At 41.0% G+C, this 11,935-nt stretch carries 11 protein-coding genes; 7 read left to right on the top strand and 4 right to left on the bottom strand.

What is annotated here, in order from left to right; all coding sequences use genetic code 11:
• Positions 1–4 precede the first annotated feature (4 nt).
• Complete coding sequence (locus NFU46_RS09755; RefSeq protein WP_054562552.1) at positions 5–433, bottom strand: organic hydroperoxide resistance protein; 429 nt, start codon at positions 431–433, stop codon at positions 5–7.
• 123 nt (positions 434–556) lie between these two features.
• On the opposite strand from NFU46_RS09755, the gene NFU46_RS09750 reads away from it, so the two are divergent.
• The 6 genes from NFU46_RS09750 (at position 557) to NFU46_RS09725 (ending at position 6,420) form a co-directional block, all read left to right on the top strand.
• Positions 557–988 carry a MarR family winged helix-turn-helix transcriptional regulator gene (locus NFU46_RS09750; protein ID WP_055197371.1) on the top strand — a complete coding sequence of 144 codons (432 nt, stop codon included), beginning with the start codon at positions 557–559 and terminating at the stop codon, positions 986–988.
• A gap of 93 nt (positions 989–1,081) precedes the next feature.
• Positions 1,082–2,095: a zinc-binding alcohol dehydrogenase family protein gene (locus NFU46_RS09745; protein ID WP_251601458.1), complete on the top strand. Its 1,014-nt coding sequence runs from the start codon at positions 1,082–1,084 to the stop codon at positions 2,093–2,095.
• A gap of 402 nt (positions 2,096–2,497) precedes the next feature.
• A complete protein-coding gene (locus NFU46_RS09740; RefSeq protein WP_251601456.1) occupies positions 2,498–2,728 on the top strand; it encodes a helix-turn-helix domain-containing protein in 231 nt (76 codons plus the stop codon).
• A 48-nt stretch (positions 2,729–2,776) separates the two neighbouring features.
• Positions 2,777–4,120: an N-succinylarginine dihydrolase gene (gene astB, locus NFU46_RS09735; RefSeq protein WP_251601454.1), complete on the top strand. Its 1,344-nt coding sequence runs from the start codon at positions 2,777–2,779 to the stop codon at positions 4,118–4,120.
• A 3-nt stretch (positions 4,121–4,123) separates the two neighbouring features.
• Positions 4,124–4,633, top strand: a complete 510-nt coding sequence (locus NFU46_RS09730; protein ID WP_251601452.1) for a GNAT family N-acetyltransferase — start codon at positions 4,124–4,126, stop codon at positions 4,631–4,633.
• A 98-nt stretch (positions 4,634–4,731) separates the two neighbouring features.
• Complete coding sequence (locus NFU46_RS09725; RefSeq protein ID WP_251601450.1) at positions 4,732–6,420, top strand: methyl-accepting chemotaxis protein; 1,689 nt, start codon at positions 4,732–4,734, stop codon at positions 6,418–6,420.
• A gap of 36 nt (positions 6,421–6,456) precedes the next feature.
• Here NFU46_RS09725 and NFU46_RS09720 read toward each other — a convergent pair whose 3' ends face one another.
• A complete protein-coding gene (locus NFU46_RS09720; RefSeq protein ID WP_251601448.1) occupies positions 6,457–6,897 on the bottom strand; it encodes a hypothetical protein in 441 nt (146 codons plus the stop codon).
• A 227-nt stretch (positions 6,898–7,124) separates the two neighbouring features.
• On the opposite strand from NFU46_RS09720, the gene NFU46_RS09715 reads away from it, so the two are divergent.
• Positions 7,125–8,123, top strand: coding sequence for a DUF4382 domain-containing protein (locus NFU46_RS09715; RefSeq protein WP_251601446.1), 999 nt, complete (start codon positions 7,125–7,127; stop codon positions 8,121–8,123).
• 47 nt (positions 8,124–8,170) lie between these two features.
• Here NFU46_RS09715 and NFU46_RS20465 read toward each other — a convergent pair whose 3' ends face one another.
• The gene (locus tag NFU46_RS20465) at positions 8,171–9,487 is read right to left on the bottom strand and encodes a PAS domain-containing methyl-accepting chemotaxis protein (protein WP_285835537.1); all 1,317 of its coding nucleotides are present in this window, start codon (positions 9,485–9,487) and stop codon (positions 8,171–8,173) included.
• Between the two features lie 141 nt (positions 9,488–9,628).
• The gene (locus NFU46_RS09700; RefSeq protein ID WP_251601444.1) at positions 9,629–11,932 is read right to left on the bottom strand and encodes a family 20 glycosylhydrolase; all 2,304 of its coding nucleotides are present in this window, start codon (positions 11,930–11,932) and stop codon (positions 9,629–9,631) included.
• Positions 11,933–11,935 lie beyond the last annotated feature (3 nt).

Raw genomic sequence — 11,935 nt, 5'->3', positions numbered from 1 at the left:
GCAATTAGATCACTGATAATTCAACAGCAATGTTACCGCGCGTTGCGTTTGAGTATGGGCATACTTCGTGCGCTTTATTAACCAGAGCAAGAGCGGTGTCTTTATCCAGATCACCTACCGATACCGCAAGCTTAACAGCAATACCAAAACCACCTTCAATAGGACCAATAGATACTTCAGAGTTAATATGAGTATCAGCTGGTAATTTAACTTTTGCTTGGCCAGCCACTAACTTTAATGCACCGATAAAACAAGCCGCGTATCCTGCAGCAAATAACTGCTCAGGGTTTGTACCTTGACCATCATCACCACCTAACCCTTTAGGAGTTGATAGTGCCACATCTAAACGACCATCATCTGATTTTGCTGTGCCTTCACGGCCACCTGTTGCTGTTGCTTTTGCTGTGTATGCCACGCTTTGTAATTCTTTCATGTTTACTCTCCTAATTGAGTGAAAATATATTTTGCATGCAAAATATATTAGATCAGCTTTTTCGGGATTGCAAATACTTTGTATGCAAATTAAAATACTCGTATTGAATTTTGAGGATCGTGCATGAAATACCCACAACTAAAATTAGATAACCAGCTATGCCATCGCTTATATATGGCATCGAATGGGATTGCCCGTGCGTATAGAGATTCCCTTAATCAATTAGATTTAACCTACCCGCAATACGTAGTGATGATGGCGCTGTGGGAAAAAGATCAGATCAGCATTGCTGAATTACTTGAAAAAACCGCCATTGATGGCGGTGCAATGACGCAAATTTTGAAAAAAATGAGCGACAAAGCATTGTTGTCGATCACTAAAGATAGCCAAGATAAACGCAAACGACTCGTGCAGCTCGAAGCCAAAGGCAAGGCAATGCAAGATCAAGCTGCCGATATACCGTCGCAAATTCGTTGTCGCTTCCCAAGCATTAACGAACAACAAGCACTGCAACTGATCGAGTTACTCGATTTAGTAAATAGTGATCTTAATTAACAAAAAATTTTTGAAAGTGAATTTGGATTACACTGCTTTTTAATAAAACTAGATGCGCTATAGTGTTCAAAACTCATCAATACGGACACCATCATGAAAGCATTTGGATACACTACAGCAACCCCAACGTTATCGGACTCATCATTACAAGCGATTGAATTACCTGATCCCGTTGCGACAGGTCACGACATTCTTGTAGCCGTAGAAGCAATTTCAGTAAACCCCGTTGATACTAAAATTCGCGCTAATGTGTCACCAGACACTGGCTACAAAGTTATTGGCTGGGATGCTGTGGGGACGGTTAAAGCTGTTGGCGACAAGGTTTCGTTATTTAATGTCGGTGACCGTGTGTTTTATGCTGGCGACTTAACGCGCCAAGGCAGTAATGCTGAGCTGCAACTTGTTGATGAACGCATTGTCGGTCTTGCACCAACAAGCCTTAGTAATAGTGAAGCAGCCGCCCTGCCATTAACCAGTATCACCGCATGGGAGTTATTGTTTGACCGCTTACAGATTGAAAAGTCTCAAAACAATAAACCAGCCTCTGTATTAGTGATAGGTGCAGCCGGTGGTGTAGGCTCAATTTTAGTGCAACTTGCCAAGCAGCTTACCAATTTAACAGTTGTTGGTACCGCCGCACGAGAAGAAAGCGCCAACTGGCTTAAAGATTTAGGTGTTGATCATGTGCTTGATCATAGCAAAAACCTTAACGAGCAACGTCTTGCGGCCGACCTGAGTGAATTTGATTACGTAGTGAGCTTAACGCACACCGACCAACATCTAGATAGCATTATGGAAGTGATCAAGCCACAAGGTAAATTAGCACTGATCGACGACCCTGCAAGCTTTGATATTTTAAAGTTAAAGCGTAAGAGTATTTCGTTGCATTGGGAGTTTATGTATACCCGCTCAATGTTCCAAACCGAGGATATGATTGCCCAGCATCAGCTTCTTTCAGAGCTTGCTAGCTTAGTTGATAACGGCACAATCAAAACAACATTGGGTGAGCATTTAGGTAAGATAAACGTAGCAAACCTTGTTAAAGCCCATGGGATTTTAGAATCTCACAAAGCTCGCGGAAAGCTTGTGTTGGAAGGGTTTGAGTAACGAGGTACGAGTTGCAAGGGGAAAGTTAGCGAGATTAAAGTTACGAGAGTAAAGATACGAGGTGCGAGCTTGTAGCAGCGATTTCACATCGCGTACTTCCTCGTTCAATAATACAAACACGCATCATTAAAGTGCATTACTGTACTTACCTTTCACTATTTTAGTGCCTGTTTTTAGGGACGCCCTTACCGCCTAACATTAACCAATTGATTTTTAATGCATTTAAATTTAATAAAGGTTTGGCACAGATCTTCCAATAGTGAGTATGAACTGGCACTAACAAGGAGACTAACGTGACTAACTTCTTTCACACTCTTTATCTACTTTGGCGATTAGACATCAGCACATGGCATATGCATGAAGCAAACGATCCGCATAATGTTGCTGATTTGGAGCGTCGCTATGTTAAATAATGACCCCACATTTATTGAAGCGCTTAAAAAAATTTCGGTTCACCAACTGACAATCACCGAAGCGTCTGAGCAGTACGACATTCCTAAGCGTGTGTTATACAAAGCCGCACGACAGCAACAAGTTAAACAGAACAAACAAAAAGCGTATTTAATTGCCACTCAGAAGCGCCTTCAACAAAGTCTACGTAATGTAGAAATGGAGTTAGCTAGCTTCAGCTAAATAACTTCTGTATGGTTAAAATACACGCACAATAATGATGGATTAAGTATGCACGCAGTAGAAGTAAACTTTGATGGCTTAGTGGGGCCTACTCACAATTACGCGGGATTATCGTATGGCAATGTCGCTTCACTAAGTCACGCCTCTTCGCATTCAAACCCCAAAGAGGCCGTGCTACAAGGCCTTGAAAAAATGAAGGCGATGCACGAATTAGGCCTAGAACAAGGTATTTTTGCACCCCATGCTCGCCCCGACATTAATGTGCTAAAGCGTTTAGGTTTTACAGGCAGCGATAGCCAGATTATTGAAAAAGCATTTAAAGCCGACCCTATTTTACTGCGAGCTTGTTACAGTGCATCGGCCATGTGGACAGCCAATGCTGGCACTATCTCGCCTTCAGTCGATACGCTTGATGGCAAAGTGCACTTTACGGCTGCTAACTTAAATAACAAATTTCACCGCTCGTTAGAACCCGTTACAACTACGGCTTTATTAAAAGCCATGTTTAACGATGAGCGTTACTTTAGCCATCATACACACTTACCTGATCAAGGCTTTTTTGGTGATGAAGGTGCCGCAAATCATAATCGATTATGCGACAGCCATGCAGATGCAGGGCTTGAGATCTTTGTTTATGGGGCAAGTAGCTTTAATAGCGCCTTACCAAAACCCGTTAAATTTCCTGCAAGACAATCTCTTGAAGCTTCGCAAGCAATTGCTCGATTACATCAACTAAAGCCAGAAAATAAGTTATTTATTCAACAAAATCCTGATGTGATAGACCAAGGTGTCTTTCATAACGATGTAATCGCTGTGGCCAATGGCAATGTACTTTTATGCCACGAACAAGCTTTTTTGCATCAAGCTGATACGCTAAAACAGATTAAACAAGCTTACCTAGGCAACAAGCCGCTACATATTATTGAAGTGCCAACCAATAAAGTGAGCATTACAGATGCTGTAGGCAGCTATTTATTTAATAGCCAATTAATTACCTTAAGTGATGACAGCATGATGCTGGTTGCACCTAAAGAATGTCAGCGTAATCAAGCTGTTCACGATTACATTCAAGAAATGATTTTGGCAGATAACCCAGTTCAGCAAGTGCGCTTTTTTGACTTGCGCCAAAGCATGCAAAATGGCGGTGGCCCTGCTTGTTTACGCTTGCGTGTAGCGCTCAACACTGACGAACTCGCAGCGGTCAATCCGGGTGTACGATTCAGCGAAGAAAAATATAACCAATTAGTGAATTGGGCGAATAAGCATTACCGTGACTCTCTAAGTAGTGACGATTTTGCCGATCCAATGCTTTTAACCGAAAGCTATCAAGCACTTGATGAGTTAACCAACTTACTTAATTTAGGCTCTGTGTATCCATTTCAACAAGAATAAATAATGAAAATTAAAGCTGTACACTCTATTAAAGGGGTGTCTAAATCACTCAATAGTTTACTGATTGATAGCGTTGCCAGTGGCGCATCAATTGGCTTTATTGCCCCGCTATCATTACAGTCAGCACATGACTACTGGCAAGGGGTCGATGGCGATTTAGCAACGCCTTACCGTAGGCTTTATCTGGCCCTTAATGGTGATACGGTGATTGGCTCAGTGCAGCTTTCTTTGTGCGCCAAAGCCAATGGCACTCACCGCGGCGAGGTAGAAAAGCTCATGGTACACAGCGAATATCAAGGCAAAGGAATTGCAAAACAATTGATGAATAGCCTAGAAACCGACGCCCGTATCTTAGGTATTCAATTATTGGTACTTGATACCCGTCAAGGTGACTCTGCTTCATATTTGTATCGCAAACTCGATTATATTGAAGCTGGCACTATTCCTGGTTTTGCGAAAAGTTCATCCGGTGAATTTGACGCAACGGTGTATTTTTATAAGCAGGTCGCCTAGATCTGCTTTTATAGCCAATTGATATAATCATAAAGTCGACTAATAAAAATCTATAAAAGTACTAAACTAGTACTGCGGATTTTTATTAGGAGCGATAAATGGCGCTATCAATACAGCAACGGGTACTTTTTCTAGCCCTACTTCCCCCCCTACTCATTGCAATAATGCTGACACTCTACAATTATGTGCAGTCAAAACACAGTGGTGCGCAAACCGTTGAAAGTTTTGCTACACAAATGGAAAACGACCGAAAGGCCGAAGTCAGTAACTATCAAAAAATTGCCATGAGTTCGATTGCTCATCTCATCGCACAAGATGATGGCTCTAATACTGAACAGCTGCAAAACCAAGCAAAAAGCATATTGCGTAATTTGCGATTTGATGATGCTGGCGATACAGGCTATGTATTTGTTTATGATGTAAAAGGTGTCAATATTGCCCATGGCGTTAACGCCTCACTTGAGGGTAAAAACCTATATGATTTTAAAGATCCTAATGGGGTTTATCTGATACGAGAGCTGATTGATGCTGCGAAGAAAGGCGGTGGTTATGTGCAGTATTCTTGGAAAAATACCAATGGCAGTGTAAACCCTAAACTCGGTTATGCCGCTTTGGTCCCAAAATGGAACTGGGTGCTCGGAACCGGCTTTTGGATCAGTGGCCTTGAGCAACAAGTTGCAGTAACAGAACAACGGGTTAATGAAGGTATCGATAATGCCTTTATAAACACAGTTATCGCTTCAATATTCGCAGTTGCAATTACCGCAGCGATTGCAGTGGTAGTATCGCGCAGTATTACTAGCCCTTTGCACACAACCGTACTAGCAATGAACGATATATCACAAGGTGATGGCGATTTAACCCAACGTTTAATGGTGAAACGAGACGATGAACTGGGCAAGCTTGGCAGTTCGTTTAACCGCTTTGCCGATGACGTTGGTAAGATGGTTATTGATATTCGCCAATCATCGCAATCGATGAATCAAGCGTCACACAAACTCAACGAGCTACTTGCCAATATGCATTCTGGTATTAATCGTCAACATGAAGAAAGTGAGCAAGTTGCAACCGCAATAAACGAAATGTCGGCGGCGTCAATGGAAGTTGCCCGCAGCGCCCAAGAGGCCTCAACCGCTGCTGAACATGCCGATCATTTAGTTAAGCAAGCTAACAATCAATTGCTCATTGCCATAAAAGTGATTAATGGCCTTGCCAAACAAGTTGATGAAGGGGCTAATGCGGTGGATCAGCTTAATCAACAATCGAGTCAAATTGGCAGTGTGCTTGATGTGATCAGAAATATTGCCGAGCAAACAAATCTACTGGCACTGAACGCAGCTATTGAATCTGCCCGAGCAGGTGAAGCAGGTCGTGGCTTTGCAGTGGTGGCTGATGAAGTGCGAACTCTTGCAAAACGCACGCAAGATAGTACTCATGAAATAGAGGCAATGATTGAGCAAGTTCAGCAAGGAACAACAACTGTAAATAGCATTATGCAGTCAATTAAATCAGGCAGTGCAACCAGTGTTAATGAGGCGGGCGAAGTCGAAAAAGCGCTTAATGAAGTACTGCTTTCGGTTAATACCATCACATCACAAAATGCACAAATTGCCACCGCCGCTGAAGAGCAAACATCAGTGTCTGAAGCGATTAATCAAAACATGACGACCATTGTCGATATTGCTAACAAAACCGCTAATGATACCGATGTAGCAACGTCATACATGCATGAACTAACAGACACGGCAACGCAGTTAGAACAAAATGTAAGCCGTTATAAAACCTAATAGCTGATCAATGGTTAAGCAGGCATTGCGGCCTGCTTAACAAAAATCATTGGTTTTTTGTAAGTTCTTTAACCAATCGAACAAGTCATTATCGTAGCGCTTAAGACGCTGTTGTTGCTTATCGCTGAGACTGTAAAACGGTGCAATACAAATATACTTTTCGCCCATAATAAGTACTAACCGTAAACCAAAAAATGAGTAATGGTGAATAAACTGCACTTGTCTTGCATGCATATGACGGCATTGTCCAAATAAATTACGGTAATGCACACCATGACGGCACACCGTTAAATTACGCTTTGAATTAAATACCAACAGCGCAATTAGTGAGGTAACTGTGCACAGTAAAAAACTAAAAAGTAAATTACTTACTTCCGATTTACTACTCATAAAGCCCATCAGTAAGAGCACATTAATTGCACTTAATACTGCCCAGCTCATAAGCTCAAAGCGCTTTTCTAAGTCAATAACCTTCATTTTCGTTCCTAGGTTCTTATTTTTTGTCATGGTGTCAGCAAAATGTGGAAGAAAAATGGATTTACATAAAAGCAGTCTAATTTTTTATTAGTAGTTTTTTCGGCTTTCAACTTGTTACATAAAAGGTACAAAAGTGTTGTTCGAAACTTACTACTAGCAATTCAAGTTACATTAAGTTTTAGTTATTACACTATTAGTAAATTTTTAGAACACAAAGGGAAGAAACGATGAACTTTAAAACTACATTACTTAGCAGCGCTGTTTTATTTGCACTTGTTGGTTGTGGCTCCGATGACGACAAGAACGACTCAGTTGATCCTCAGCCGCAAACTGCACAGTTCACGTTAGGTGTGTCTGATGCACCTGTAACAGGTTTAAAAGCTGTTAATGTTGTGTTTGATTCAATCACATTGAAAACCCAAGGTGGTGAAGAGTTCACTTTTAAGACCCGTGAAGATGATGATGAAACCATGCCTGAAATGGTTAATTTATTAGACTACACAGGTGATGATGTATTTTCTTTATTAGAAGATGAAGAAGTAGCTGCGGGTGAATATCAATGGATCCGTGCAGATGTCATCAATGGTGACACAAACGATTTAACCATGACTTCGCATGTTGTTTACGAAGATGACAGCATTGCACCACTGGTTGTTAAACGTAAAGGCAACGATGGTATCGGTGAAATTCAACTTGATGGCTTTACCCTAAACCAAGCTGGTAACGACTTTGTTATTGAATTTGACCTTAAAAAGTCACTAGTTGATCCACAAAATAGTGATGAGATCTTCTTAAAACCACGTGGTGTTCGCTTAGAAAACCTTGCTGAATCTGAAGATATCGAAGGCACTGTAAGCGACGTACTTATCGCTAACTGTGAAACAGATAATATCGATATCGCATTGGAAGATGGTTCATTCGGTCATGCTGTTTACTTATATAGCAGCGATGTTGAAATGCCAATGGACAACTATGAAGTTAACGAAGACGAAACACCATTAGATGCACCTCTTGCAACGGCGGATGTTGTTTTCGATAGCGAAGATAACCAATACGAATTTGAACTTGCGTTCATTCAACCTGGTGATTATCAACTTGCTTATACCTGTGCAGCACATATCGATGACGTTGAAACGCAAGACGAAGCATTTACGCTTTATCAAGTAAAACCAATTACAGTAACATCGGGTGAAGACTTAGACGTGTCTTTCACTGTTTCTGAATAATATTGGAATCAATACCCCATTAAAAGCCCGCACTGCGGGCTTTTACTTTAAAGTGTATCGTAACGAATTATCACTTCGGAGATCTGATCTACCACTTTATCTGCACCGGTTTTAATGTCTTCCATGATCATGCTGACTTCTTCAACATTTTGCTGAGACTCACCAGACAGAGCTTCAATTTCTTCGATAAGAGCCGTCATTTTTGCTGCGATTTCTTGCGTCTTACCAATTAAGCCTGATATTTCGCTGGTCGACACAGAAGTACGTTGCGATAAATTTCTAACCTCATCGGCAACCACAGCAAAACCGCGACCATGCTCCCCGGCTCTGGCAGCTTCTATCGCTGCATTTAAGGCGAGTAAGTTTGTTTGCTCTGCGATGCTATTAATGGTTGTTACAATTTCACCTATTTGTGATGACTGCTGCGCTAACACATCTGACAGTTCACGAGTTTGATGAACCTGCTCGCTCACTTTTTTTGATGACGCAACACTACTTAAAATTCGTTGCTGACCATTGGTCACGACTTGCGAGGTTTCTTCAGACGTGTGGCCGGCATTTTCAGCTGCATGTTTAACTTCTTCGGTGCTGTTAACTCTAGCGGTGACATCAGATGCAAACTTAATTATCTGCGTCACTTTACCCTGTTTATTAAAAATAGGGTTATAGGTTGCCTCTAAATAAAGCGGGCTGCCATCACGTTTTTTACGAGAAAATTGCCCAGAAAAAATGCGCCCGTTCGCCAGCTCTTGCCAAAAGTTAGGGTTCTTTTGATAAAAGTCATCATAACAAAACAGTTTATGATGCTGACCTTGGATTTCAGCAAGACTGTAACCTACAACATTTAAGAAATTATCATTCGCTGAAATAATATGACCATCCGGCGTAAAGCGGATCATCGCAGTGCTTTTATTAACGGCATCATAGATTGCCGACATTTCATCAAGTTTTTCGACTTCTTTAGTAATCTCTGAAGCGAACTTAATTGCACAGCGCACCTTACCATCATCACCGCGTACCGGAAAATAGGTTGCACGCAGCCAAATATTTTCGCCGGCACCATTTATGCGCGAGAAAACCCCTGATTTTGCTTGGCCTTTAGCGATATCTTGCCAAAACGTTTGATACTCTTTTGAGCTGCTATATTCAGGCGCACAAAACTTACGATGATGCTGACCAATAATATCGCCAGCTTGCACTTTCATTGTTTTACAAAACAAATCATTAGCTTCGAGAACAGTTCCATCTGGTGTAAATTCGATATAAGCAATATTTTCTCTGATCCCAGCTAAATATTGCTGACTTCTATCAACATCATGCTGCAAAGCATCAATGAGTTGACCTTTACTTTTACTAAACCACATTGAAACACCAGTTATTAAGGTACTTAGCTAAAGTTTAGCCCAGTAAGAAAAAGATTCACATCAAAAAAGTACCGTTTATTCCTACAGATAGAGCATTAGCTCAGAATAAAACCCGAAACTAACGCTCTTTTGATTTACTCATTAACCACTATTTTTGCAAAGCGAAGACACTTTGTGATATTGATTTAATGAAGCCACTAACTGAGCTATCGTGCCATTATTATTAATAATGGGCTGTGACTCTTTTGACTGTAGCGCGTTTTTAATTTGTAGATAGGGGTTTTTCCACTCTGCAACTCGTTCAATTAAGTGCATGTTATGCTTAATAAAATCACGCCATTCATCAACTTGAAATTGCAATGAAGTCTCAAGAGATTTAGAACATGTCTGCATATAGTCATCTACACTATAATCAAACTCACGCAGCATTAAGCTTTCAACTGGCAGCACATCTACTAGTTTATCTAGGGGAGCTCCATGGTGATACTCATCACGTAAATAAGCTAGGTGATGCAAGGTGTAATAATGTGCAGGCTCTAAAAATTCACTAAATTTTAATAATTTAGCAATTTCATCTTGAGTTACATTGTCGTCTAACAATGTATTTAACCGCTCATTAAGTTGTTGCTTATGTTTACCGCCATGTAGCAAAGCAAACTTATCCATCACCACTAAGCGACGGTACATATCTCGCTCATCTACTTGCGTTTTTGGCGACCAAAATCGCTCTGCAATAGCATATAAACGAGGCCATAAACGCGTATCTAGACTTTCAGTCGTTAAAAGTTCAGCCCATAACGTTGCTTCACCGCCCAACACCCTGCCGCCTTTATCTTTACCTTGTTCTTCGTGAAGAGCATTATTAAGTGCCCTTAAGCTTGGTTTGTTTTCTGACTTGCTTTTCATCTCGTATGGAGTATTACCAACAAATGCAGCTTGATTACTTGTAGTTTTTCCGACAAAAAGCTTAGTAGGCCCCATCCACGTGTCTATCAATAACTCAAAACCATACTCTGTTTGCAAAACTTGGTCAGTAATGAAACGCCCTTTTCCTTCTATGGATACCAAAGCTGCTAACAAAGATTGAGTATCTCTAAATACCGTCACTTTTCCGTTAACGGAACTTCCTTTTAAGCGCGTCAAAGTAAACGTTGAGTGGTTGATCACCTCTTTAGCTGAAAGCGTTTTTGATATTATTGGTTCTGGGTGGTTACGATAGTGATAACTGGTCCATTGTGGTTGATCAATATAAAAACCACTCGATAATAAACCATCGAACCCCGCTTCTTGAATAGCCGCGAGAGAATGATGGCCACGCCAAGATTGCACTAAGGTTTGTTTGGGTAAGTTGGGGTGAAGCACCTCGTCCCAACCTATCATCTTGCGATTATATTTAGCTAATATATTTGCAACGCGCTGATTGAAATAAGCATGTAAGGCATGGGTATCAGAGAGTTTATGCTTGGCCATAAACAATTGTATTTGAGTATTTTCTTGCCAATCTCTGTCATCTATTTCATCACCACCAATATGTAAATAATGATCAGGAAATAACTCCGTCAATTCTTTAACAACATCTTCAACAAACCGATACACGTTAGGGTTACTTGGATCTAATAAAGGCCTGAATACCCCCCAGCGACGCTCTATACCATCAAGTTTTGTCCCGCTACCAAGCTCAGGGTAAGCAAGCACGATGCTACTCGCATGTCCAGGCACATCAAACTCAGGTACAACTCGGATCCCTAAACTTGCGGCATAAGCTACGACATCTTTGATTTCTTCTGCGGTATAAAAAAGTCCGTCGGATGCAACTTGGTGTAATTTCGGGTAGCTTTTAAGGGCAACACGCCAGCCTTGATCATCGGTTAAATGCCAATGAAATACGTTCATCTTTGCCGATGCTAGCCCTCGCAACGTCCGTTTAACATCACTAATAGGTAAAAAATGCCTTACACTATCAAATAGTAACCCTCGCCATGGATAAGTGGGTGCATCGTTGATTGTCATTGCATTAAGTTGATAAGTTGTGTTTGCTGAAAATAGCAATTGATTGAGCGTTGCAAAACCACGCAACATGCCAAATTGTGTTTGGCTTTTAAGTGTTATGGCTTCAGTGCTAATAATCAATTGATAGCTTTCATCGACATCTAATCTAGGGATATCATCCAGCCAATCAGCCACCTCTATTTTTAACTGAGCACTGCGCTTATCTTGCCAAGTAACTGATGAAAAATTTTGTAAAAACGCCGCATTTTCAAATAGTAACTTACTTGAGTTTCTGTACTTTTCATCAAGGTAAACAGATAGATGGCTCGATGTCAGTTGCAGTTGACCATCAAGATTAGTCACACTTACAGGCATAGGCATCAACAAGGGCGGTTTAGCGATGGCAGTACCTGTCACGCATAAAACACACATCAATAAACGTAAAAAATAAGTCATTAC

The organism is Pseudoalteromonas sp. NCCP-2140 (genome assembly GCF_023708065.1).
Classification (GTDB): Bacteria; Pseudomonadota; Gammaproteobacteria; order Enterobacterales; family Alteromonadaceae; genus Pseudoalteromonas.
The sequence above is the reverse complement of the archived record's forward strand: the minus strand, read 5'-3'. Positions and strand labels throughout refer to the sequence as shown.